The sequence below is a fragment of the Stenotrophomonas sp. ISL-67 genome (assembly GCF_018612915.1).
Lineage (GTDB): Bacteria > Pseudomonadota > Gammaproteobacteria > Xanthomonadales > Xanthomonadaceae > Stenotrophomonas.
The window spans coordinates 128711-152951 of sequence record NZ_JAGGRL010000002.1; the positions used below are offsets into that span (position 1 = coordinate 128711).

General features: G+C 66.9%; 23 protein-coding genes. 8 read left to right on the top strand and 15 right to left on the bottom strand.

The features are described from left to right. Positions 1 to 95 precede the first annotated feature (95 nt). Positions 96 to 542, bottom strand: coding sequence for an azurin (gene azu, locus J7J08_RS04210; RefSeq protein ID WP_214901791.1), 447 nt, complete (start codon positions 540 to 542; stop codon positions 96 to 98). A 126-nt stretch (positions 543 to 668) separates the two neighbouring features. On the opposite strand from azu, the gene J7J08_RS04215 reads away from it, so the two are divergent. Continuing rightward, entirely contained in the window at positions 669 to 1277 is a 609-nt protein-coding gene (locus tag J7J08_RS04215; protein WP_214901793.1) for an HAD-IA family hydrolase, read from the top strand. 167 nt (positions 1278 to 1444) lie between these two features. Here the strand turns inward: J7J08_RS04215 and J7J08_RS04220 are convergent, their stop codons facing one another. Further along, positions 1445 to 2674: an acetylornithine transaminase gene (locus tag J7J08_RS04220; RefSeq protein WP_214901795.1), complete on the bottom strand. Its 1230-nt coding sequence runs from the start codon at positions 2672 to 2674 to the stop codon at positions 1445 to 1447. Positions 2675 to 2748: 74 nt separating this feature from the next. Between J7J08_RS04220 and J7J08_RS04225 the strand changes: the two genes are divergently transcribed. Then, complete coding sequence (locus J7J08_RS04225; RefSeq protein ID WP_214901797.1) at positions 2749 to 3621, top strand: ion transporter; 873 nt, start codon at positions 2749 to 2751, stop codon at positions 3619 to 3621. A 279-nt stretch (positions 3622 to 3900) separates the two neighbouring features. On the opposite strand, the gene J7J08_RS04230 is transcribed toward J7J08_RS04225, so the two are convergent. Then, positions 3901 to 4725, bottom strand: coding sequence for an NAD(P)-dependent oxidoreductase (locus J7J08_RS04230; RefSeq protein WP_214901799.1), 825 nt, complete (start codon positions 4723 to 4725; stop codon positions 3901 to 3903). Positions 4726 to 4826: 101 nt separating this feature from the next. Between J7J08_RS04230 and J7J08_RS04235 the strand changes: the two genes are divergently transcribed. After that, positions 4827 to 5534, top strand: coding sequence for a hypothetical protein (locus tag J7J08_RS04235; protein ID WP_214901801.1), 708 nt, complete (start codon positions 4827 to 4829; stop codon positions 5532 to 5534). A gap of 33 nt (positions 5535 to 5567) precedes the next feature. Here the strand turns inward: J7J08_RS04235 and J7J08_RS04240 are convergent, their stop codons facing one another. Next, on the bottom strand, positions 5568 to 6230 hold the full coding sequence (locus J7J08_RS04240) for a serine/threonine protein kinase (protein ID WP_214901803.1): 663 nt from the start codon (positions 6228 to 6230) through the stop codon (positions 5568 to 5570). 103 nt (positions 6231 to 6333) lie between these two features. Between J7J08_RS04240 and J7J08_RS04245 the strand changes: the two genes are divergently transcribed. Next, positions 6334 to 8325 carry a bifunctional DedA family/phosphatase PAP2 family protein gene (locus J7J08_RS04245; RefSeq protein WP_214901805.1) on the top strand — a complete coding sequence of 664 codons (1992 nt, stop codon included), beginning with the start codon at positions 6334 to 6336 and terminating at the stop codon, positions 8323 to 8325. A 23-nt stretch (positions 8326 to 8348) separates the two neighbouring features. Here J7J08_RS04245 and J7J08_RS04250 read toward each other — a convergent pair whose 3' ends face one another. From J7J08_RS04250 to J7J08_RS04285, 8 genes are all read right to left on the bottom strand, one after another. Beyond that, on the bottom strand, positions 8349 to 8957 hold the full coding sequence (locus J7J08_RS04250; protein WP_214901806.1) for an LON peptidase substrate-binding domain-containing protein: 609 nt from the start codon (positions 8955 to 8957) through the stop codon (positions 8349 to 8351). A 98-nt stretch (positions 8958 to 9055) separates the two neighbouring features. Continuing rightward, positions 9056 to 10405: a DcaP family trimeric outer membrane transporter gene (locus J7J08_RS04255; protein WP_214901807.1), complete on the bottom strand. Its 1350-nt coding sequence runs from the start codon at positions 10403 to 10405 to the stop codon at positions 9056 to 9058. Between the two features lie 90 nt (positions 10406 to 10495). Continuing rightward, the gene (dmpH, locus tag J7J08_RS04260) at positions 10496 to 11284 is read right to left on the bottom strand and encodes a 2-oxo-3-hexenedioate decarboxylase (protein ID WP_214901808.1); all 789 of its coding nucleotides are present in this window, start codon (positions 11282 to 11284) and stop codon (positions 10496 to 10498) included. After that, positions 11281 to 12321: a 4-hydroxy-2-oxovalerate aldolase gene (gene dmpG / locus J7J08_RS04265; RefSeq protein WP_214901809.1), complete on the bottom strand. Its 1041-nt coding sequence runs from the start codon at positions 12319 to 12321 to the stop codon at positions 11281 to 11283. Before dmpG ends, dmpH begins: the two co-directional genes overlap by 4 nt. Positions 12322 to 12331: 10 nt before the next feature. Then, entirely contained in the window at positions 12332 to 13270 is a 939-nt protein-coding gene (locus J7J08_RS04270; protein ID WP_214901810.1) for an acetaldehyde dehydrogenase (acetylating), read from the bottom strand. 43 nt (positions 13271 to 13313) lie between these two features. Beyond that, on the bottom strand, positions 13314 to 14108 hold the full coding sequence (locus J7J08_RS04275) for a fumarylacetoacetate hydrolase family protein (RefSeq protein WP_214901812.1): 795 nt from the start codon (positions 14106 to 14108) through the stop codon (positions 13314 to 13316). Then, positions 14105 to 14308 carry a tautomerase family protein gene (locus J7J08_RS04280; RefSeq protein ID WP_214901814.1) on the bottom strand — a complete coding sequence of 68 codons (204 nt, stop codon included), beginning with the start codon at positions 14306 to 14308 and terminating at the stop codon, positions 14105 to 14107. Before J7J08_RS04280 ends, J7J08_RS04275 begins: the two co-directional genes overlap by 4 nt. A gap of 17 nt (positions 14309 to 14325) precedes the next feature. Next, on the bottom strand, positions 14326 to 15588 hold the full coding sequence (locus tag J7J08_RS04285; RefSeq protein WP_214901816.1) for an MFS transporter: 1263 nt from the start codon (positions 15586 to 15588) through the stop codon (positions 14326 to 14328). A 150-nt stretch (positions 15589 to 15738) separates the two neighbouring features. On the opposite strand from J7J08_RS04285, the gene J7J08_RS04290 reads away from it, so the two are divergent. Both J7J08_RS04290 and J7J08_RS04295 read left to right on the top strand, forming a co-directional pair. Beyond that, positions 15739 to 16410, top strand: a complete 672-nt coding sequence (locus J7J08_RS04290; RefSeq protein WP_214901818.1) for a hypothetical protein — start codon at positions 15739 to 15741, stop codon at positions 16408 to 16410. Positions 16411 to 16462: 52 nt separating this feature from the next. Continuing rightward, positions 16463 to 17290, top strand: coding sequence for an IclR family transcriptional regulator (locus tag J7J08_RS04295; protein WP_214901820.1), 828 nt, complete (start codon positions 16463 to 16465; stop codon positions 17288 to 17290). Between the two features lie 16 nt (positions 17291 to 17306). Here the strand turns inward: J7J08_RS04295 and mpl are convergent, their stop codons facing one another. Together mpl and J7J08_RS04305 are read right to left on the bottom strand one after the other, a co-directional pair. Further along, a complete protein-coding gene (gene mpl / locus J7J08_RS04300) occupies positions 17307 to 18671 on the bottom strand; it encodes a UDP-N-acetylmuramate:L-alanyl-gamma-D-glutamyl-meso-diaminopimelate ligase (protein WP_214901822.1) in 1365 nt (454 codons plus the stop codon). A 518-nt stretch (positions 18672 to 19189) separates the two neighbouring features. Beyond that, a complete protein-coding gene (locus J7J08_RS04305; RefSeq protein WP_214901824.1) occupies positions 19190 to 19753 on the bottom strand; it encodes an adenylate kinase in 564 nt (187 codons plus the stop codon). Positions 19754 to 19892: 139 nt separating this feature from the next. Between J7J08_RS04305 and J7J08_RS04310 the strand changes: the two genes are divergently transcribed. Beyond that, the gene (locus J7J08_RS04310; RefSeq protein ID WP_214901826.1) at positions 19893 to 21149 is read left to right on the top strand and encodes a 6-phosphofructokinase; all 1257 of its coding nucleotides are present in this window, start codon (positions 19893 to 19895) and stop codon (positions 21147 to 21149) included. Positions 21150 to 21319: 170 nt separating this feature from the next. Here J7J08_RS04310 and J7J08_RS04315 read toward each other — a convergent pair whose 3' ends face one another. Further along, positions 21320 to 21823: a hypothetical protein gene (locus tag J7J08_RS04315; protein ID WP_214901827.1), complete on the bottom strand. Its 504-nt coding sequence runs from the start codon at positions 21821 to 21823 to the stop codon at positions 21320 to 21322. A 353-nt stretch (positions 21824 to 22176) separates the two neighbouring features. Here J7J08_RS04315 and J7J08_RS04320 point away from each other — a divergent pair, with 353 nt between their 5' ends. After that, positions 22177 to 24204 carry a sodium-translocating pyrophosphatase gene (locus J7J08_RS04320; RefSeq protein ID WP_214901828.1) on the top strand — a complete coding sequence of 676 codons (2028 nt, stop codon included), beginning with the start codon at positions 22177 to 22179 and terminating at the stop codon, positions 24202 to 24204. Positions 24205 to 24241: the final 37 nt, after the last annotated feature.

The window sequence follows — 24241 nt, forward strand, 5'->3', positions numbered from 1 at the left end:
TGGGCCCGTCAGGCGCAATCGGTGACCCGCGCCTCGGTAGCGCCGGCCGTTGGCCGGCCCGCATGAACCCATCATCGCGCGGACGGACGTGGCGCTCAGCCGAATACCAGCTTGCCCCTCATCATCGCGAAATGCCCAGGGAACGAGCAGAAGAACGTGTAGTCGCCGCCCTTGCGCAGGGCGGCGGTGGAAAACGTCACGCTGGTGCTTTGTCCACCACCGATCACCACCGTATGCGCCAGCACGCGCGCATCCTTCTTCGGCAGGTAACTGTCAGCCAGCGTCATCCGCATCCCGGCCATCGCCACCGGCGGGTAATCGGCCGTCTTCGTCAGCACCCAGTTGTGCCCCATCGCCGTGGCCGCCAGCTTGCCGGTGTGGCGCAGGGTCAGCTTCACCTGGCTGCAATCGGCCGCGACGTTGATCTGCCTGGTGCTGAAGCTCATCTGGTCGGTGCTGTCCAGGCTGACCGCACACACGCGCGCCTGCGCGGCGGGCGCCAGGGCCAGGCCAGCCAGCATCACGGGGACAAACACTCTCACGGCACTCTCCATCCTTCAGTCACTGCAATTCTAGGCAGCCCGACCACGGACGAGGTGCGACGGGATGTCGCAGCGACGCTCGACAGTGCGGTAACGTCAGCTCTCGCTTCGCACACAAGGGGAACCATGCCGGTCGCTTTGGACTGCCTGCTGCTGGATTTCGATGGCGTACTGGTCAACTACGCAAGGCACCTGCGCGTACGCCATCTGGCCGACACCTGCGCGCGCACGCCCGCACAGGTGCACGCGGCATTGTTCGACAGCGGGCTGGAACGGCAGTTCGACCTGGGGCTGCACAGCGCCAGCTACCTGCAGCAGTTGGGCGATGCGCTCGGTGTGTCGATAAGCATTGCGCAGTGGCAGGACGCCCGCATTGCCGCCTCACCGCCGCAGACCGGCGTGATCGAGCGCGTGCAGCGCATCGCGCAGGTGATGCCGATCGCCATCCTCACCAACAACGGCGCGCTGATGGCGCAGACCATCCCGCGCATCCTGCCCAGCCTGGCGCCCATGCTGGAAGGGCGCATCCTGTGCAGCGGCGAACTGGGCGGCCGCAAACCCGACCCGGCCGTGTTCCTGCGGGCGGTGGAACGGCTCGACGCGCGCCCCACCCGCACCCTGTTCGTCGACGACCTGTTCGTCAACGTACGCGGCGCCCGCCAGGCGGGGCTGCTCGCCGACACCGCACGCGACAGCCGCAGTTTCGGCAAGCTCATCAAAAGGCACGGCCTGTGATGCGAACAGGGCGGACACCCTGAGCTGGCCGGAGGCAGAGCCCCCTTGAGTCAAGGGGGCGCGCCGACAGGCGCGGGGTTCTGGAGGCATGGCAAGGCGGGGGCCCACGGTTTGCGCAGCAAAGCGTGGGAGGAAACACGCGATCGCGTGTTTCCCCGCGCAGTCGTTCATCGCGACGCGATGAACGACTGGACAGCGGCCCGCAGCCGCTTCAAGCCTTCGGCAATCTCTTCATCGGTAATGTTCAACGCCGGCACGAACCGCAACACATCCGGCCCGGCCTGCAACGTCAGCAGCCCGTGCTCGGCCGCATGGTCGAGGATTCCCCCTGCCTGCCCGGCAAAATCCTTGGCCAGCACCGCGCCCAGCATCAGCCCGCGACCGCGTACCTGGCTGAACACCTTGAACTCGTCGTTGATGCTGCCCAGGCCATCGCGCAGCGCCTGCGACTGACGGCTCACATTGCGCGCGATCTCCGCCGACGACAGCTTGCGCAGCGCCACGCGCGCCACCGCCGCCGCCAGCGGGTTGCCGCCGAAGGTGGTGCCATGCGCACCGAACTGCATGGTTTCGGCCACCTTGGGTCCGGCCAGCATCGCACCGATCGGGAAACCGCCGCCCAGCGCCTTGGCCAAGGTCACGATGTCCGGCTTGATCTCATCCTGCCAGTGCGCGAACAGCGTACCGGTGCGGCCCATGCCGACCTGGATCTCATCGAGCACCATCAGCGCGTTGTGCTGGTCGCACAGCTCACGGACGCGCTTCATGAAGCCCGGCTTGGCCGGCATCACCCCGCCCTCGCCCTGGATCGGCTCGAGCATCACCGCGGCCACGTCACCGGCGGCCATCGCCGTTTCCAGCTGCACCTCGTCGTTGAAGTCGACGTAGCGGAAGCCACCGGGCAGCGGCTCGTAGCCCTCCTGGTACTTGGGCTGCGCGGTGGCGGTAACGGCCGCCAGCGTGCGGCCATGGAAGCTGCCACGGAAGGTCACGATCACCCGCTGGTGGGCGGGGCGGCCCTGCGAAGAGGCCCACTTGCGCACCAACTTGATCGCCACTTCATTGGCTTCGGCGCCGGAATTGCACAGGAACACCCGCTCGGCGAAGCGCGAGGCGGTCACCAGCTCTTCGGCCAGGCGCAGCGGCGGTTCGCTGTAGAACACGTTGCTGGTGTGCCACAGCTTGCCGGCCTGCTCGATCAGCGCCGCCTTCAGGTCCGGGTCGTTGTGGCCCAGGCCACACACGGCGATGCCGGCAGCCAGGTCGATGAACTCACGGCCCTGGGTGTCCCACACGCGGGCGCCCTGGCCACGCTCAAGCACCACCTGGCGCGGCCTGTACACCGGCAGGTAGTAATGCGACAGGGACAGAAGCGGGTCGGTGGCAGCAGCGGTCATGGCGGTCAAGGGTCCGAGGGGTCCGGGAAGGGGATTCATTCTCCCCCTCCACCGGCTGGGGCACAATGCGGCCCATGCACCCCCTGCGCGCGCCCCAGCTGAACCCCGCCACCGAGACCGGCTGGCGCCGGACCTGGTTCGACATCATTTACCGCCACGACACCCGGCGGTCGCGCAATTTCGACCTGCTGCTGGTCTACGCCATCATCGCCAGCGTGCTGGTGGTGATGTTCGACAGCGTGCAGCGCTTCCATATCGAACATGCCAGCTGGCTGTACGTGGTCGAATGGGCGTTCACGGTGCTGTTCACCGCCGAGTACCTGCTGCGCCTGGTGGTGGTGAAGCGGCCGCTGCGCTATGCCTTCAGCATCTGGGGCATCATCGACCTGGCCTCGATCCTGCCGACCTATCTGTCGCTGTTCATTCCCGGCGCGCAGAGCCTGCTGGTGGTGCGCGCGCTGCGCATCCTGCGCGTGTTCCGCATCCTCAAGCTGACCCGCTACATCGAAGAAAGCGGCGTGCTGATGGAATCGCTGTGGCGCAGCCGGCGCAAGATCCTGCTGTTCCTGTTCACGGTGATCACCATTACCATCATCGCCGGCACGATGATGTACGTGATCGAAGGGCCCAACCATGGGTTCACCAGCATCCCCAGTGCGATGTACTGGGCGGTGGTCACGATGGCCACGGTGGGCTTTGGCGACATCGTGCCGCAGACCGTGCTCGGCCGCTTCGTCACCTCGGTGCTGATCCTGATCGGCTACAGCATCATCGCCGTGCCCACCGGCATCTATACCGCCGAACTGGCCAATACCATGCGTGATGCGGAACGCGCCGCGAAACGCGACGCACGCGGCTGCCCGCAGTGCGGGCTGGAAGGACATGAGGCGGATGCGAAGCATTGCCGGGCGTGTGGGGCGGGGTTGCCGGAAGCGTTCAATCATTGAACGGCCCCGCGCGAAACGGACAAACGCGGGGTTTGGGTGCGTAGATCCACGCCCTGCGTGGATGCTCTTCGTTCCGTGGTCATGAACGCCTGACGATCTTCTTCGGATCGTCTAAACGTCGGTCGCCAATCGGGGGCCCACGTCATATGGCTTCGGAGGCTTGTGCCGCGCTGCGCGCGGTGTCCACGCAGGGCGTGGACCTACGAATTGTTACGTGCGCAGGACGACGGCGTAATCAAAAGCGTTTCCATGCATGTGTGTACGTATGCGTTTGCCGGATCAACCCAGGAACAGATCCGGCAACAACGGGCGCGTCGGATCCACCGCATACCCGGACAGATCCGTGATTCCGGCCTGTGCCAGCACCTCATCGTCCAGCAGGAACTGTCCGCTGAAACCCGCCGCCTCGCGCGTCAGTACCTCGTGCGCGGCGTCGGCCAGTATCTCCGGGGTGCGGCAGCCACTGACATCCATGCCCGGAATCATGTTGATTGCGTCAGTGGCGATCACGGTGCGCGGCCACAGTGCGTTCACCGCCACGCCCTGCGGGCCGAATTCGGCGGCCAGGCCCAGGGTGACGAAGCTCATGCCCATCTTGGCCAGCGTGTAACCGGTGTGCGGGCCCCACCACTTCGGGTCCAGGCTCGGTGGCGGCGCCAGGGTCAGGATGTGCGGATTTGGCGCCTGCAGCAGGTGCGGCAGGCAGGCCTGCGCGCACAGGAAGCTGCCGCGTGAATTGACCTGCTGCATCAGGTCGAAGCGCTTCATCGGCGTGTCCAGCGTGCCACGCAACCAGATCGCACTGGCGTTGTTGACCAGGATGTCGATGCCACCGAAGGTGTCCACGGTGGCGGCCACCGCCGCATTCACCTGGTCTTCTTCGCGGATGTCGCACTTCAGCGCCAGGCCTTGGCCACCGGCGGCGGTAACCGCCTCGGCCGCGCTGTGAATGGTGCCGGGCAGCTTCGGATTGGGCACAGCCGACTTCGCCGCGATCGCCACGTTGGCGCCGTCGCGCGCCGCACGCAGCGCGATGGCCAGGCCGATGCCGCGCGAGGCGCCGGTGATGAATAAGGTCTTCCCTTGCAGACTGGCCACGTCCATTGCTCCCGCGAATTCATGATGCGCCAGTATGCCGCGCCCACGCGCAATTAACCGCCTCTTTACGATAGTGATGTCCCGGTTACTGCTGCGAGGTATTCATCATGCGCCGTTCCCGCTGTTTACTCACCGCCATGGGTGTGCTGCTGTTCGCAACCGCCTGCCAACGCGGCGCTGACGAACCCAGCCCCGCCAATCCCGACACAGCCGCTGCGGGTGCTGCCGCTGCCAGCTCCACTGAACAGGCAACCGCAAACGTCACCCTGCGCTGGAGCAATGCGGTGGTCTGGAGCGGCGACCTCAACAGCTGCCGGCAGGGCGAGACTGCGGCTACCCGCGAGTGCCTGGTCAAGGCGATGCAGGCCGGGGGCGCGAGTGCCGATGCCGTGACCGCCGCCGAACAGCTGAGCAGCGCCGGCGAACTGGCCTATGTCACCGCGTGGCATGACCAGGATGGCGTCGGCGTGGCCACGGTGAATTACCCGTTCCGCGCCAACACCAACGAGGGCACCCGCCTGATTGATGCCAGTGGCAAGCGGATCGACGTGGACAACCTGCAGCTGGACGACACGTTGCGTGCCGATCCGGGCGTGCAGGCGCTGTTGACCACCGATCCGCAGGCGACCCCGTTCGCGCCCGCACAGGCGGCAGGCAGCGCCCCCTTGGACGGCGGCGGCGTTCGCCTGCTGTACCGCACACCGCTGCGCGAGTGCCATGCCTGTGTGGATGTGGGCACCGTGCAGATCGGGTATGACTTTGATGCCAAGCGCAATTTCATCGCGCAGCAGGCCGTTCCGTCAGCGCTCAAATGAGGAGCAGCCCCGCAGGGCGGGGATCTACGCCCCTCACGGCTTCGGCCCCTGCCCTTCGTTGTCTTCCCAATGCAGGATCTTCCGGGTAACGAACCGGTACACCGGCTTGCCGGTGCGGAACCACAGGTCGCGCACCCACGAGTGGCGCTTGAGCAATCGCTTCTCCACCGGGGTCAGCGACTCGCGGCAGTACATCCGCTTGTGCTTGAGCAGGTGGCGCAGGTCTTCGCGGGCCAGCAGGCGCATCCAGCGCGAGCGCGGGTTGCCGATCACCGCCAGCTGGAAGTCGATCAGCGCCGGGCTGCCGTCTTCGCGTACCAGCCAGTTGGCTTCCTTGGCCAGGTCGTTGTGGGCGATGCCGTGGCGGTGCACCCGCTGAAGCAGCCGGCGTGCCGCGCGGAAGTAGGCCACGTCTCCACGCGGCGGGCGCTGGTACATGGCGTCGCCGGCCATGAAGCTGCGGTCCAGCCAGCGCCCGTTCCAGGCCAGCAGCGCCGGGGTGTCGGGCATGCCATCCAGGTGCGCCAGCGCGCGCGCTTCGCGCCGGGCCAGCCACCAGGCCGGCAGCCGCAGCCACCATGGGGTGGCAAGCAGGTCACGACGGACAAAGCGCCTGCCGCCCTCTTCCATCAACAGGATGCGGCCGAAGCTGTCGGCCTTCAGGGCTTGGGAGGCGGGTGGTAGCGGACGATTCATGGCCGCCATTCTAGGCGGCAGATCGCGCGCATTGCCGACAGTTCATGCACTTTGCCTGCCGCTGGCCGGCAGCCAGTCACTTCGCCCCCTCTATAATCCCCCGATGGACTCGTCATGGATCGATGCCACGCTTGCGTGGATCTCAGCTCACCCGGTGCTTGCCGGTGCGGTCGTCTTCCTCATCGCCTTCTGCGATGCGGTGATCGTGCTTGGTGCCATCGTGCCCGCCCTGCCGTTGCTGTTCGCGGTGGGCGTGTTCATCGGCCTGGGCCAGATATCCGGGCCGTACGCGGTCGCCTGCGCAGCGCTGGGCGCATTCGCCGGTGACGGCATCAGCTACTGGATCGGCCGACGCTGGGGTGACCGCCTGCGCGGGGTATGGCCGTTCAGCCGCTACCCGCAGCTGCTCGATCGCGGCGAGACGATGTTCCGCCGCAATGCCTTCAAGAGCATCCTGGTGGCGCGCTACGTCGGCGCCATCCGTCCGTTCGTGCCGGCCATTGCCGGCATGATGAACATGCCGGCAATGCGCTACGTGCAGGCCAGCGGCATCGCCAGCCTGTCCTGGGCGGTGCTGTTCCTGGCCCCCGGCTGGGTGCTGGGCGAAGCCTACGACGCCGTGGCCGCCGTGGCCGGGCGGCTGGTGACGGTGCTGGCGCTGGTCGGCCTGGTAATGGGCGTGGTCTGGGCGATCGTGCTGTACGGCTATCGCTGGTCGGCCGCGCGCATGGACAGCTGGCTGGCCAGCCTGCTGCGCTGGTCGCAGCGCCACCCCACGCTGGGTCGCTATTCGGTCTCGGTGTTCGATCCGCAGCGCCGTGAGTCGGTGCCGCTGGCGATGCTGGCACTGATGCTGCTCCTGCTGGGCTGGGGCTGGTTCGCATTGTTGATGGCGGTGGTCGCGCACGGCGAACCGCTCAGCCTGGACCTGGCCGTACACCAGGCCATGCTCGCACTGCGCAACCCGCTGGCCGACTACCCGATGGCCGCGCTTGCCTCGCTGGGTGCCTGGCAGGTGCTGCTGCCGCCCACGCTGGTGACCATGGGCTACCTGATCTGGCGGCGGCGCTGGATGGCCGCCGCCCATTGGCTGGCGGCGCTGGCGTTCGGCCTGGCCCTGACCCGGCTGCTGGGCGCCACCGTGGACGTGGTGCGCCCGCCGGATGCGAGCAGCGGCTTCGGTTTCCCATCAGTGTCGGTGACCATGGCCACCATCACCTTCGGCTTCTTCGCGGTGCTGATCGCGCGCGAGCTGCCCGGGCGAACGCGCGTATGGCCGTACCTGCTGTCGGGCATCATCGTCAGCCTGATCGGCTTTGCGCGGCTGTACCTGGGCGCGCACTGGCTGAGCGACGTGGTGGGCGGGATGCTGTTCGGCATGTTCTGGCTGCTGGTGCTGGGCATCGCCTACCGCCGCCGCTTCAACCGCTCGTTCTGGGTCAAGCCGGTGTCGTGGTTGTTCTATGGCACCTTTGCGGTGGCCGCGCTCTGGTATGCGCCCCGCAACATCGGGGTAAAGCTGGAACGCTTCGAGCCAGCCCAGCCGGCGCCGGCCAACGTCGCCGCGCAGGACTGGTGGGGCAGCCAGTGGCGCACCCTGCCCTCGCGGCGCAATGAATTCGACGATGACCAGCGCTGGCCGCTGGACGTGCAGGTGGCCGGTCCACTGGCGCCCCTGCGCGAGCGTCTGGAGAGCCAGGGCTGGCGTGTGCAGCCGCAGGCCGGCTGGGAACAGGCGCTGCTGATGCTGGACAAATCGGCCACGCCGGACGAAGTGCCCGTGCTGCCCGCCACGCTGGACACCCAGGTGGAATCGCTGCTGCTGCTGCGCCCGGGCAACGCGCCCAACGAGATCTTCGCGCTGCGCCTGTGGCCGGCACCGGCACAGTTGCAGCCCGGCGACCAGCCGTTGTGGCTGGGCAGCGCGCAGACCCTGCACTACCAGCAGCATTTCCACCTGATCGGGATGTGGCGGCCGATGCGCGGCATCGATCCATCGTTGAAGGCGGTGCGTGAGGCGTTGGAGGGGTTGCCGCAGCACGTGGACACGCATCCGGACACCGGCATGCCGGTGTTGCGCGTCAGGACCTATTGAGGGTCACGACCAACGGTCGTGACCTACCAGTTTTCGTCGATCGGCGTGGCGTTCGCCGGTATCCAGCGCAACAGTGCATCCAGGCGCTGGTGCGGGTCGTCGTGCTGCAGCAGCTGCAATCGCTGGGCTTCTTCCAGCGGCAGCAGCTCGGCCAACCGCCAGCCGACCCACGCAGCCTGGTCCAGCAGCGCCGGATGACTGGGCGCGTACGCCGTACCCGCCTGCTCGATGATGTGCCCCAGCACGGTGGACAACAGGGCGTGTTCGGGTCGCAGTTCGTCATCGTGGTCGGGCGTGCCCCATTCCACGTCGGCCATGATCAGCCCGTTGTCGCGTACCCGCGCCTGGCGCACGTGGAAACGGCGGTGGCCACGCAGGCGCAGCACCAGCACGCCGTCTGCACCCATGTCGAAATCGTCGATGCGCGCTTCCACGCCGTGCGCGGCCGGGGTCGCCGGCGCGCCCACCTCGTTGCCGTCCAGGATCAGGCAGACCCCGAAGTGGGTGTCGTTGCGGCTGCACTCGCGCAGCATGTCCAGGTAACGGCGCTCGAACACGCGCAGGCCCAGCGTGGCACCGGGCAGCAATACCGCATGCAGCGGGAACAACGGCAGGGAAGCGGAATCGGTCATTGCAGGCGGCATGCGCCGCGATCGGGGGAGACTGCGGGCGATCTTACCGCAGCCGCCGCGAAGGGCGCAGCGCAAGGCGCTGCGCCCCGTGCAGGACGTCAGAAGTTGTACTTCACATGGGTATGCAGGCGGTTCAGGTCGCCCGCCTCGCCATTTTCCAGCCGACGCTGTGCGTGGCTGAGCTCGGCACCCAGGTCCAGCTTCGGGAATGGCGAGTAGATCAGGTTGACGCGCCACGACTGCGCACGCTCGGTGACCAACGCGCCGGTCCATTGCGCATCGTTGTCCAGCCATGCGCCGGAATAGACCAGGTTGCCACGCAACTTCGGCGAGAACGCATGCCGCCACGCGACAAAGCCGCCGTAGCCATCCTGCGCATGCAGTGCTCCTTCGGCATCGAGCACGCTGTCGGCACCCAGGGCGAAGCCCAGGTAGCGGCCGATGCCCTGGCCACCGCTGACCATGTAGCGCAGGTCGTCGTTGCTGCCCAGGTTGAAGCGGCCGGACACGCTGGCGGCCACGCCGGTGTCGGTGCGACCATCGTAACGAAGATTGCGCAGCATGCCGGCGACGGTGAAGTGGCCCCAATCGCCGCGCTGCAGCCAGCGCGCGGTGACGTCTGGCACGGTGTCGTCACCACTGTTCAGGCGCGTGCCGTTGCCCTGGTAGGTGGCCAGTGTGGTCTGGGGGTTCTCCAGCGAGAACGACCACGGGCCGCGCGTATAGCGCACCTGCGCCTGCCGCGAGAACACGGTGCCTTCGGAGGGCCCGGTGAAGTCCACCGTGTCCGGCAGCGCCGCGACATCCTGGAAGTTGGACCAGGTCTGGCCAGCCAGCCAGTGGTTCCAGCTCACGTACGCCTGGCGCAGGGTAAGCGCGTAGGTGTTGGTGATGACCTCGTTGCCGGCGAAGGCATTGCTGCCGCCGCCGTACATGTCCGCCTCGATGTAGGCCTTGAGCGTGTCGCCGTTGTCGGTGACGGTGTCCGCGCCCAGCCAGAACCGCGAGAACTGCGCATGCACATCGGTATAGCTGGCGCTGCGGCCATTGCCGTCGGCGGCCACCGGGGTGGCGCCGGGGAAGTAGAACAGGCGCCCTGCCGAGCCGTCGGCAATGGCGCCATCGCTGGTTCGCGTGGTCATCGCATCGAGCTTGATGAAGCCCCCAAAGGAGAAACGCGTGCCCGGCATCGCCCCGGGCAGGATCGGCGCGGCGGCAGCCGGCGTGCCGGCCACAACCGGTGCTGCAGCGGGTGCAGCGACCGCAGCAGCCTGCGCATCACGCTGCTGGTACTGCTGCAGCAGCGCACGCATCTGATGCATCTCGGTCTCCAGCTCGGCCATGCGCGCTTCCAGCGTGGCGGCATCCACCGCCTGCGCCAGTGCCGTGCACGGCAGTGCCGACAACACCAGCCACAGCGATGCCGTAGCCGCCACCCTCCTCTTCATTGCAACCATGTCTCCCCTCCCAGGGCATAGCGATGCCCGCGCGGCCCAACAAGGCAGGCCGCGTGGCGTTGATGAAAGCGGTTGTATTGCCTAGATGAAACGCATCGAAACAGTACCGATGCCGTCGGCGCGCACCTGTACGTTGTCACCCGCAGCGACGGCGATGGCGGCGGTGATCGCACCGGACAGCACCACCGAGCCGGCGGCCAGCGGTTGCCCGTGCCCAGCCAGCATGTTGACCAGCATCGCCACGGCTGCGGCGGGATCGCCGAGCACGGCGGCACCGGCGCCGACTTCCGCCACCTGGCCGTTCTTCTCCAGCACCACACCCAGCGTCTGCAGGTCCAGGCTGGATACCTCGGTCGGGCGCGAGCCCAGCACGTAACGCGACGCCGAGGTGTTGTCGGCGATGACACTGGGCAGGTCGAAGCGGAAGTTCTCGTAGCGCGAATCGATCAGCTCGATGGCCGGCACCACGTAATCCGTGGCGGCCAGCACGTCGGCGGCGGTACACCCGGGGCCATGCAGTGCCTCGCGCATCACGAAGGCGATTTCCGCTTCCACCTTGGGATGGATCAGCGCGCGGGTGTCCACCACCGCGCCGTCGTCGACCGCGTTGTCGCTGCCCAGGAAGCCATAGATCGGGGTATCCACTCCCATCTGCTGCATCTTGGCGTGCGAGGTCAGGCCCATCTTCATGCCGACGATGCGCACGCCTTCGGCCTGCTTGAGCGAGCAAAGGCGCTGCTGGATGCGATACGCATCGGCAACGTCCAGGCCCGGGTGATCGTCGGTCAGTTTGTGTACCTCGCGGACCTCCCGTTCGGCGTCGCGCAGCAGCACCGCGCAGTGGTCGAGGGTGGCGTTGTCCAGGCTCATGCGGTTTCCTCCGCTGCAGCCGTGTCTCGACGGCGCAGCATGTCCAGGGCGACGTCGACGATCATGTCTTCCTGGCCGCCGACCATCCGGCGCTTGCCCAGTTCGACCAGGATGTCGACCGTGTTGATGCCGAAGCGGTGCGCCGCGGCCTCGGCGTGGCGCAGGAAGCTGGAGTAGACCCCGGCATAGCCCAGCGCCAGCGTTTCTCGATCCACCCGCACCGGGCGATCCTGCAGCGGTCGTACGATGTCATCGGCCGCGTCCATCAGCGCGTACAGATCGCAGCCGTGTTCCCAGCCCAGGCGCTCAGCGGCGGCAATGAATACTTCCAGCGGTGCGTTGCCGGCACCGGCCCCCATGCCGGCCAGGCTTGCGTCGATGCGGATCGCGCCCGCCTCGGCCGCGACGATGGAGTTGGCCACGCCCAGCGACAGGTTGTGGTGGGCGTGGATGCCGATCTCGGTCCGGGGATGCAGGGTTTCGCGCAGCGCGCTTACCCGCTCGCGCACATCGTTCATGCCCAGCGCGCCGCCAGAGTCCACCACATAAACGCACGAAGCGCCGTAGCTTTCCATCAGGCGGGCCTGCTCGGCCAGGACGGCCGGCGCGATCATGTGGCTCATCATCAGGAAACCCACTGCGTCCATGCCCAGCGCAGTGGCCGCTTCCAGGTGCTGGCGCGAAATGTCGGCTTCCGTGCAGTGGGTGGCCACGCGCACGATCCGCGCGCCGGCGGCATGTGCGTTCTTCAGGTCGTGCACCGTACCGATGCCGGGCAGCAGCAGCGTGGCAATACGCGCATGGCTTACCGATTCGGCAGCGGCGGCGATCCACTCCAGGTAACTGTGCGCGCCGAAGCCGTAGTTGAACGATGCTCCCTGCAGCCCGTCGCCGTGGGCGACCTCGATCGAATCCACGCGGGCCTGGTCGAGGGCGGTGGCAATCGCGCGCACCTGGTCCAGGCTGTATTGGTGGCGCACGGCGTGCGAGCCATCGCGCAGGGTGACATCGGAGATGTAGAGCTTGGAAACGGTCATGGTGGTCTCCTCAGGCGCCAACGCGCGTTGCCAGAACGGCGGCGGCGATGCGCTCGGCAGTGGCCAGCGCCGCCGAGGTCATGATGTCCAGGTTGCCTGCGTAGGCCGGCAGGTAGTGCGCGGCACCCTCGACCTCCAGGAAGATGGAGGTCTTCAGGCCGGTGGTCGGGCCGCCGCCCGGCACGTTCACCGGTACCGTGATCGCCTCGAACTGCACGGCCTGTTTGAGCCGGTAACCTGGCACGTAGGCCGCCACGCGTTCGACCATCTCGTGCACCGCCGCTTCCACCCGCGCGGTATCGACCGCCTCGGAGAGCACGTACACGGTATCGCGCATCAGCAGCGGCGGATCGGCCGGGTTGAGCACGATGATCGCCTTGCCCACCGCTGCGCCGCCGACCGTTTCGATAGCGCGCGAAGTGGTTTCGGTGAATTCGTCGATGTTGGCGCGGGTACCAGGGCCAGCCGACCGGCTGGCGATGGACGCGACGATCTCGGCGTAGTGGACCTTCGCCACCGACGCCACCGATGCGACTATCGGGATGGTCGCCTGGCCACCACAGGTGACCATGTTGACGTTGGGGGCCGACAGGTTGGCGTCGAGGTTGACGGTCGGCACGCAGTACGGACCGATCGCCGCGGGGGTCAGGTCGACCACGCGGATGTCCGCACGCGCCTTGCGCAGCAGGGCGTCGTTGCGGACATGTGCCGACGCGGAGGTGGCATCGAACACGATGTCGATGTCCTCGAACAACGGCGAGGCGATCAGCCCTTCCACGCCGGTGGCGATGGTGGGAACGCCGAGCCGCACCGCACGCGCCAGCCCGTCGGATGCCGGGTCGATGCCGACCAGCGCGCCCATTTCCAGGTGTTGGCCGTGGCGCATTACTTTGATCATCAGGTCGGTACCGATGTTGCCGGGGCCGATGATGGCGACTTTCAGGGTCATACCGCACTCCTGGTGGAACGGTGGATTGGAGGAGGAAGCAGGCTCAGGCGAAATGCACTTCGGCACTGCCCAGTGCGCCCACGCGCACGCACATGTGGTCGCCGCGCTGCACCGGGATCAGCGGCACCAGCGCACCGGACAGAATGGTTTCGCCCGCCTTGAGCGGGGTACCGAGCCGGCCGAGCGTATTGGCCAGCCACACCACGCAGTTGATCGGCGAGCCCAGCGCAGCCGCACCGGCACCGCTGGCGACCAGCTCACCGTTCTTTTCCACCACCATGCCCAGCGTGCCCAGGTCCAGCCCCTTGGGCGGGACGCGGCGGTCGCCGAGCACGAATGCGGCCGCCGACGCGTTGTCGGCCACGGTGTCGGTAATGCCGATCTTCCAGTCGCGGATGCGCGAATCGACGATTTCGAAGCACACCGACAGCGACTCGGTCGCCGCGACCACGTCGTGGTGGGTGATGCCCGGGCCGCATAGATCGTGCTTGAGGTGGAAGGCGATCTCGCCTTCGGCGCGCGGGGCGATCATGCCGTCCAGCGACAGGGTCGCGCCGTTGCGCACCGCCATGCGGTCGGTAAGAAAGCCAAAGTCCGGCTGGTCCACCTTCAGCATGCGCTGTACCGCGGAACTGGTCGCACCGATCTTCTTGCCGACCACGCGCTCGCCCTCGTCCAGGCGCCGCTGCAGCAGATTGCGGGAGATCGCATAGGCATCTTCGAGTCGCAGCCCGGCGATGCGTTCGCTGAGCGGTTCGATGGCCTGCCCGTCACGCAGCGCGCGGTGCAGGTCGGTGGCGTGGGCGACGATCTCGGCCGCCGACAGCGACGCGGTCATGCCGCCTCCCCAGCCGGTGGATCGCTCTTGAGCACGTCGCCCACCGCAAAGCGTTGCGGCGACACTTCGTTCACCATCACCCGGATGGTGTGCATCGGCGCGTCCAGCTGCTGGTGCGCCGCGCGGGCCACCTCACGGATGAAATTCTGCACTTTCTGTTCGTCGCGGCCCTGCACCAGGGTCACTTGGATGATCGGCATGTCGGTCTCCGGTTGAATCAGGTCAGTTCCGCGCCCTTGGTTTCGGGCAGGAACAGCAGCACGATCAGGCCCGCCAACGCAAAGAAGGCGGCGGTGGCCAGCAGGCCGCTGCCGACGCCGTAGCGCGTGGCGAGGAAACCGATCAGGGCCGGTGCGATCGCAGCAATGGCGCGGCCGCCGTTGTAGACAAACCCCTGCGCGGTAGCGCGTACCGAGGTAGGGAACATTTCAGCGAAAGTCGGCGCGAAGCCACTGTAGAAGCCGGTACCGAAGTACGCCACGACGATGCCGAATGCCATCAGCAGCATCGGCGTCTGGATCATCACGAACAGCGGCACCGATACCGCCGAGCAGGCGAAGAAGATCATGAAGGCCTTCTTGCGGCCCAGGCGGTCGGCGATGTAGCCGAAGGTGATGTAGCCCAGCGCCGCGCCGACCTGCATGATCACGATCCACAGCGTGGACTTGACCAGGTCCAGGCCCGGGCCGCCCTCGGCCACCGGCGTGGCCAGGTAGGTCGGAATCCAGGTGAACAGCCCCCAGTAGCCGCACATGGCAGCCGTGGTGAACGCCAACCCGACCAGCGTGTTGCGTCGGTGCGCGTTGAACAGCGCGCCCACGGTTTCGCCGAAGCCCAGCCGCTTGGTCTGGTTGAGCCAGATCTCCGGCTCCTTGACGTGGCGGCGCACGTAGAAGGCCAATAGCGCCGGCAACAGGCCGACCGCGAACACCCAGCGCCAGCCGAACGTGGGCACCACCACAAGCGCCACCACCGCTGCAGCGGCGTAACCGGCCGCGAACGCGCTCTGGATCCACGCCATGACCTTGCCGCGGTGCTGGGCCGGCCAGGTTTCGCTGACCAGGGCGGAACCTGCCGACCATTCCCCGCCCACCCCAAGGCCGACAATGACCCGGAACAGCATCAGCTGGCCCAGCGTGTCCGACAGCCCGCACAGCGCAGTGCCGACCGAGTAGCAGATGATGCTCAGGATCATCGACTTGGCGCGGCCCATGCGGTCGGCCAGGAAGCCGAACAGCAGGCCACCGGCGGCCGTGGCCAGCAGCGTGGCCGACATCACCATGCCCGCGTCGGATTTGTCGAACCCCAGGTCGGCACTGACGTGCTTGATGACCATGGCGAACAACATCAGGTCCATGATGTCCAGCGCCCAGCCAAGGTAGGCCGAACGGAAGGTGCCCCACTGTTGCCGGCTGGCACCCTGCCACCACCGTGTGTTGCCTGCGTCGCCAAGTGGCGACGTTGACGGACTGCGTGCCATGCGTTCCCCCTCCGGAATCTGTGGCAAGTATGAGTGTGTATCGGCGAACGATACCGACGTCTCACTATAGATCATAAATTTCAAAAACAAAACATATTCAAGACGTACGTATCGATATACGATACGTCAACCATATGCCGAGGGTTGTCCATGTCTGATCTCATCCTGCGCCTCCATGAAGACCACCTGCCTGCCGGCTGTCCGCCCATTTACCTGCCGGCCCGCCCCCGGGCGCTGTACGTGCGCAGCGGCGGGGTGTCGGTGGACGGACCGGCTGACGGCCGCTGGCTGGGCGAAGCGCATGCCCATGTCACGCAGAGCGAGACAACCTTGAATAACGGCGCCGAAGCCACGGTGCTGTGGCGCTGGGAGCTTGCCCGCGCAGATGCGCCCGAGGCGCTGCAGCTGCCGTCTGCGCCAGCCTCCCGCAGCATCCTGAAGCTGGCCGCCCCCCTCCAGCTTGATCCGGACTTCAGCTGGCTGATGCGTTGCGATCGGGTTGACTTCCCCGCCGGTGGCGTTGCACTCACCCATGTGCACCAGGGTCCTGGCATACGGATCTGCCTGCATGGCGAGATCCGGATCGAGACGCTTGGCGAGGAAAATGCCTACCCCGCCGGCGACGCGTGGTTCGAGCTCGGCCACGCGCCCGTGCTGGCACCGACCACCGAGCACGAAGCTACCGCGTTCGTCCGCTGCTTCCTGCTGCCGCGCCAGTTGAAGGGGCGCAGTTCCATCCGCTACGTGCGCGCCGAGGACGCGGCAGCGACCAAGGTCCAGCAATACCGTGTTTTTGCAGAGCGATACATCGACCTGCCGTAACCCCACGGGTACTCTAGGTGACGTTCCGCCCCACCTTTGCACGAAGGCCGTCATGCCGCGCCAGAACACCCGCACCCCTGGGGACACCCCGTCCCCTGAAATCCCGGCCGACACCGGCGCCGAACCAGGCCTGCCGACCGCGATCGTCTCGCTCAAGGTAATCGAAGCCCTGGCGGCCGCACCGGCGGGCCTGGGCGTCACCCGGTTGGGCGAACTGCTGGGCATGCCCAAGGCGCGCATCCACCGCCACCTGAGCATGTTGCGCGAACACGGTTACGTGGACCAGGACCCGCGCAGCAACCACTACCGGGTGGGTTGGCAGATGTTCCTGCTTGGCCGTGCCTGCACCAGCCGCTTCGATGTGATGTCGCTGGCCAAGCCGGTGCTGGAGCGCCTGCGCGACCAGGTCGGGCAGACGGTGGTGATTGCTACCTATTCGGACAACGAAGTGGTGGTGATCGACTTCCTGCGCGGCACCGCGCCGGTGGAAATCAGCCTGCGCCCAGGCACCCGCTTCCACCACAACACCGTGGCACAGGGCAAAGTAGTGCTGGCGTTCGCCCCTGATCGGGTGCGCCAGCAGTTCCTTGCCCAAGGCACGCTGCCGTCGAGCACGCCGCGCAGCATCACCGACCCGGACCGGCTGCGCGCCGAGATCGAACTGGTACGTCGCCGTGGCTGGGCCGATGCGCCCGAAGAGCTCTACATCGGCATCAACGCGCTGGCCGCGCCGTTGTTGCAGGCCAACGGTGAACTGTTCGGCACGGTGGCCATCATCGGCTCGATCCACTACCTGCCGGGCACGCCGGATCCGGCGCACGTGCAGGCGCTGTTGGATACCTCGCAGCAGATTTCCGCGTTGATGGGCTACCACGCCTGAGTGGCGCGGCAGGCCCTCAGGCCTGCTGCAGCTGGGCCAGGAAACGGCGCGGCGCGCCGTCGAAGCCACCGTTGGACATAAACACCACGTGGTCGCCGGGCTGCACGATCGCACCAAGCTGTGCCAGCAGCGCATCAGTATCGGGCACGGCATGCGCCTGGCCACGCACCGCGGCAATGACACCGGCGGCATCCCAGGCCAGTTCCGGCCGGTGCAGGAACACCACCGCATCGGCCAGCGCCAGCGACGGCGCCAGCGCGTCGGCGTGTGCACCCAACCGCATCGAGTTGCTGCGTGGCTCCATCGCCACCACGATGCGGCGCTCGCCAACCTTGGCGCGCAGCCCTTCCAGCGTGGTATGGATGGCGGTGGGGTGGTGGGCGAAATCGTCGTAGATTGTGATGTCGCCGGCCACGCCGATCACTTCCATGCGGCGTTTGACGCTGCGGAAGTTGGCGAGCGCGGGAATCACCGTGGCCGGCGCAACGCCCACCGCGTGCGCGGCGGCAAGTGCAGCCAGCCCGTTGAGCACGTTGTGGCGGCCCAGCAGCGACCAGCGCACCTGGCCCAGCGCCACACCACGGTGGTGCACGAGGAAGGCACTGCCGTCGGCGTTGACCAGTTCGGCATGCCATTCCAGGCCCGGGTCGAAACCGAAGCGTTCCACCGGCGTCCAGCACCCCATGGCCAGCACCTCGGCCAGGTACGCATCTTCGCCGTTGACGATCAACCGCCCGCGCGCGGGTACGGTGCGCACCAGGTGGTGGAACTGGCGCTGGATCGCCGCCACGTCCGGGAAGATGTCAGCGTGGTCGTACTCGAGATTGTTGAGGATCGCCACCAGCGGGCGGTAGTGCACGAACTTGCTGCGCTTGTCGAAGAACGCGGTGTCGTACTCATCGGCCTCGACCACGAACTCACGGCCCTGGCCCACGCGCGCGGACACGCCGAAATCCTCGGCCACCCCGCCGATGAGGAAGCCCGGCTCGCGGCCGGCGGCCTGCAACAGCCAGGTCAGGATGGTGGTGGTGGTGGTTTTGCCGTGGGTACCGGCCACGGCCAGCGTGTCGCGGCCCGGCAGCACCTGTTCGGACAGCCACTGCGCGCCGGAAATATAGCGCTGGCCGGCATCCAGCACCGCTTCCACGGCCGGATTGCCGCGCGACAGCGCATTGCCGACCACCACGTCGTCGCAATCGCGGGCCACGCTGTCGGCGCGATACCCCGGGTCGAGGGTGATGCCCAGCTGCTCCAGCTGCGTGGACATCGGCGGGTAGATCGCCTGGTCGCTGCCACGGACCGTATGGCCCAGTTCCCGCGCCAGCGCGGCCACGCCGCCCATGAAGGTGCCGGCAATACCAAGAATGTGGATCGTGCTCATCCCCCGATTGTCGCCTATCGCCCACCGCGATGGGAGACGCGCCAGCGCATTACGTCTGGAGGAAAGCCCCCTGAGTCAGGGGGCGGCCGCGCAGCGGCGGGGGTGTGGGAGATGGTAAGAGGGGCCCGCGGTTTGCGCAGCAAACTGTGGGGCGACAGCGCGCATGCGGTGGCGCGTACCCCCCTGAGTCAGGGGGCGGCAGCGCAGCGGCGGGGGTCTGGAAGCATGAAAAGGGGCCCACGGTTTGCGCAGCAAACTGTGGGACGACAGCGCGCATGTAAATGCGTGCTGTCAGGAAAATCCCGATAGCAACATTCTGTGAAGACGGACACAATTCGTCGTGCCAGCCGCACTACCCCCGATGGTCCTACTCCCCAAGAGGCCGTCCCCAGGGGGGCTCATAATGTGGGGCTCTGAGCAAGCCCGATCGCTGGCGCTCTACACCGCACGCCCGGTTCCGAAAGGACCGGGCGTGCGCGTGTGGGTTGCAGGCACTGCCGCAGCAGTGCCTGGCCGGATCAGCGCTTGAGCGCCGCGTGGATACGCGCTTCCACTTCTTCCAGCCCGCCCACGCCATCAACGCGCGTCAGCGTGCCGCGACCCGCATAGAAATCCACCACCGGCGCGGTCTGGTCGGTATAGACCTGCAGGCGCTGGCGCACGGATTCGGGATTGTCATCGGCGCGGCCCTGTTCCTGCGCGCGGCCGGCGATGCGCTCGACCAGCAGTTCGCTCGGCACGTCCAGCTGCACCACCGCATCCAGCGGCTGGCCGATCTTGGCCAGCAGCGCATCCAGCGCATTGGCCTGGGCCACGTTGCGCGGGTAACCGTCCAGGATGAAGCCATTGGCCACGTCGCTCTGGCCCAGGCGCGATTCCAGCATGCCCAGCAGGATGGCGTCGGACACCAGGTTGCCAGCGTCCATCACGGCCTTGGCCTGCTTGCCCAGCTCGGTGCCGGCGGCCACTTCGGCACGCAGCAGGTCACCGGTGGAAATATGCGCAATGCTGAGGTGTTCCTTCAGGCGCGTCGCCTGTGTCCCCTTGCCCGAACCGGGCGGTCCCAACAGAACCAATCGCATCAACCTGACTCCAACTTGGTAAAAAACGGAAGGGCGCGCGCCCTGGGATTGTCCACAATCACGCTGCACCGCAATACACGCACTTTACCTCATACCGGTAATGTCCCTGCAATGTCCCTCCCCCGACAAAGGTCCCACCATGTCCAAAGGTACCCTGCTCTACGCCCAGTCAGGCGGCGTCACCGCCGTCATCAATGCCACCGCCTCGGCGGTGATCAGCACCGCCAGGGCCAAGGGAATCAAGGTCTTGGCCGCGCGCAACGGCATCCTTGGCGCGCTGCGCGAGGAGCTGATCGACACCTCGAAGGAGTCGGCGGCGGCCATCGCGGCGCTGGCCCATACCCCTGGAGGGGCGTTTGGCTCGTGCCGCTACAAGCTCAAATCGCTGGAGGCCGACCGTGCCCGCTACGAGCGCCTGCTGGCGGTGCTGCGCGCCCATGACGTGCGCTGGTTCCTCTACAACGGCGGCAATGATTCGGCCGATACCGCCTGGAAGGTCTCCCAACTGGCCAAGGCCTTCGATTACGACCTGACCTGCATCGGCGTGCCCAAGACCATCGACAATGACCTGGCGGTGACCGATACCTGCCCCGGCTTCGGTTCGGCGGCCAAGTACACCGCCGTGTCGGTGCGCGAAGCGGCGCTGGACGTGGCGGCCATGGCTGAAACCTCCACCAAGGTGTTCGTGTACGAGGCGATGGGCCGGCATGCGGGCTGGCTGGCGGCCGCCGCCGGGCTGGCCGGAAACGGGCCGGACGAGGCCCCGCACATCATCCTGCTGCCCGAGCGCGCCTATGACGAGACCGCGTTCCTGGCGAAGGTGAAACAGGTGGTCGAACGCGTGGGCCACTGCGTGGTGGTGGCCTCCGAAGGCATCCAGACCGCCGATGGCCGGTTCGTCGCCGATGCCGGCGGCGGCAAGGATTCGTTCGGGCATACCCAGCTGGGTGGGGTGGCCTCACAACTGGCTGCGCGGGTCAAGGACGCACTGGGCTACAAGGTGCACTGGACCCTGCCCGACTACCTGCAGCGCTCGGCCCGCCATATCGCCTCGAAAACCGACTGGGAACAGGCGCAGGCAGTGGGCAAGGCAGCGGTGCAGTACGCGCTCAAGGGCCAGAACGCGGTGATGCCGGTGATCGTGCGCAGCAGCGATGCCCCATACCGCTGGAAGATCGAGCCGGCGCCGCTGCACAAGGTGGCCAACCACGAGAAGAAGATGCCGGCAGGGTTCATCCGCCGCGATGGTTTCGGCATCACCGACAAGGCCCGCGCGTACCTGTCGCCGTTGATCAAGGGCGAGGCACCGCTGCCGTATGGCACCGATGGCCTGCCGAAATACGTGACCCTGAAGAACGTGGCGGTAAAAAAGAAACTGCCGGCGTTTGAGGCATAACGGAAACCCGGGCACCGCCATGCATCCGGCGCCACGGTTGTTTAATCCGGATCCCAATGGGCCCGTAACAATTCGTAGGTCCGAAGAGAACGGCAGAAGCCGTTCTCTTCGGGGCTACGAATTCCCCCGAACGTGATTAGATCCGGATACGTCGGGACCAGAAGCCGGCATTACCGACAGGCGGCGCCTTCCACCGCCAGCTGCGCGGCAAACATAGGGATCTTCGCGATCTGGCCGGCGGCGGCCTGCTTCTTCGCTTCTTCCAGGTAGATACGCGACTGCCCTTGGCCGTCAAGCTCCTGCTTCTGCTCCACCGGCAGGCGCCAGACCCGTACCACGGCCTGCTGTGCGGGACAGGCCGCGCTGGGCACGCGGATCACGTCGTTGAGTTTCCAGCCCTGGGCTTCGCTGGGTTGCGCCTTGTCGTAATCGACAAAGCGGGCGCGCGGCTGGCACTGCTCGCTGGTGCGGACCACGTTGAGGGCGTAAGGCTGGGCGGCGTCGCCGGTGAACCTGCCTTCCAGACGCGCGCAGGCTTCGGGAATCTGGCGCAGGGTGTGGGTGACGTTGAGCGCCTGCGCGGCGCCCACTGGGCGCTGGCGTTCGGGGGTTTCGGCGGCGGTGGCGGCAAGAGCGGGAAGCAGGGCCAGCAGGATGAGGTGGCGGGGGGACATGGGCGGGGCCTCCTTGGGGATGCTGGGAGGCTGGCATTGGGTGGATGAATGGTGTGGCAAGGCGCCGCACGGGTGGTCAGCAGGTTTGCGCCAAGGGCCGATCCGGCCAACGGCCGGGGCTACCGCCTCGTGCGCCTTGCCTTGTGGGCTTCGCTGCGCAATGGGGCGCAGTGGGTGGTCATGGCCGATGGTTTCACTGCATACTCGGGGGGCGCACCAGGATTGCTGAACAAAGCCACACGCTTGATGACCGGGCACGGTCTGAACGGGTTGGTCCATCGTTGCAGCCCGTTGTGCCCCGCGTGGTGAGGTTCATCCGTCGACTGGATGCCATCCATCACCCGGGAGGGGACATGCTGGAACGTTATGGGCTTTCTCTGGCGCTGTTCTGCGCCATTCTCGCGATTCTCTACGGCATCGTGTCGGCACGCTGGATCCTCCGGCAACCGGCTGGCAATGCCCGCATGCAGGAAATCGCCGCCGCCATCCAGGAAGGCGCGCGCGCCTACCTCAACCGCCAATACCTCACCATCGGCATCGCCGGAGTGGTGCTGTTCGTGCTCGTCGGCATCTTCCTCAGCTGGTATACCGCGATCGGCTTTGCGATCGGTGCGGTGCTGTCCGGTGCGGCCGGATACATCGGCATGAACGTGTCGGTACGCGCCAACGTGCGCACCGCCGAAGCGGCGCGCAAGGGGCTGAGTGCGGCCATGGACGTGGCATTCCGCGGCGGGGCGATCACCGGCATGCTGGTGGTCGGGCTGGGCCTGCTGGGCGTGGCCGGCTATTACGCGCTGCTGCTGCGGATGGGGCTGGACACTGCGGCAGCCCTGCACGCGCTGGTCGGGCTGGCGTTCGGTTCCTCGCTGATCTCGATCTTCGCGCGGCTGGGCGGCGGTATCTTCACCAAGGGCGCCGATGTGGGCGCGGACCTGGTCGGCAAGGTCGAAGCCGGCATTCCCGAAGATGACCCGCGCAACCCGGCGGTGATCGCCGACAACGTGGGCGACAACGTGGGCGATTGCGCCGGCATGGCCGCTGACCTGTTCGAAACCTACGCGGTGACGGTGATCGCCACCATGCTGCTGGGCAGCCTGATGATCGCCGAGGCCGGACGCAACGCGATCCTGTACCCGCTGGTGCTGGGTGGCGTATCGATCATCGCGTCGATCATCGGCGCGCTGTTCGTCAAGGTGAAGCCGGGCGGCTCGATCATGGGTGCGCTGTACAAGGGCGTGATCGTGTCGGGCGTGCTGGCCGCGATCGCCTTCTACCCGATCACCCTGCAGCTGATGCCGGACAACGCCCATGGCGCGTTCAACCTGTACATCTGCGCGCTGATCGGACTGGTCCTGACCGGGTTGATCGTGTGGATCACCGAGTACTACACCGGCACCCAGTACAAGCCGGTGCAGCACGTGGCACAAGCGTCCACCACCGGCCATGGCACCAACATCATCGCCGGGCTGGGCGTGTCGATGAAGTCGACCGCGTTGCCGGTCATCGCGGTGTGCCTGGCGATCTGGCTGGCGCACCTGCACGGCGGCCTGTATGGCATTGCCATCGCCGCCACCGCGATGCTGTCGATGGCCGGCATGATCGTGGCGCTGGATGCGTACGGGCCGATCACCGACAACGCCGGCGGCATCGCCGAAATGGCCGAGCTGCCACCGGAGATCCGCAGCATCACCGACCCGCTGGATGCGGTCGGCAACACCACCAAGGCGGTGACCAAGGGCTACGCGATCGGCTCGGCCGCGCTGGCCGCACTGGTGCTGTTTGCCGACTACACCCACAACCTGCAGGCCGCCCATCCCGGTGAAGTGTTCGCCTTCGACCTGTCCGACCACACCGTGATCATCGGCCTGCTGATCGGTGGGCTGATTCCCTACCTGTTCGGCGCGATGGCGATGGAAGCGGTGGGGCGTGCAGCCGGTGCGGTGGTGGAGGAAGTGCGCCGGCAGTTCCGCGAGATTCCCGGGATCATGCAGGGCACCGGCAAGCCGCAGTACGACCGTGCAGTGGACATGCTGACCCGCTCGGCGATCCGCGAAATGATCGTGCCCTCGCTGTTGCCGGTCGCGGTACCGGTGGTGGTGGGCCTGCTGCTCGGGCCACGTGCATTGGGCGGGCTGTTGATCGGCACCATCGTGACCGGCCTGTTCGTGGCGATTTCGATGACCACCGGCGGCGGCGCCTGGGACAATGCCAAGAAGTACATCGAAGATGGCCATTTCGGCGGCAAGGGCAGCGAGGCGCACAAGGCGGCGGTGACCGGCGATACGGTCGGCGATCCGTACAAGGACACCGCGGGGCCGGCGATCAACCCGCTGATCAAGATCATCAACATCGTGGCGTTGTTGCTGGTTCCGCTGCTGTAGGACGTATCAGGTGCACCCGACCAACGGTCGGGTGCAC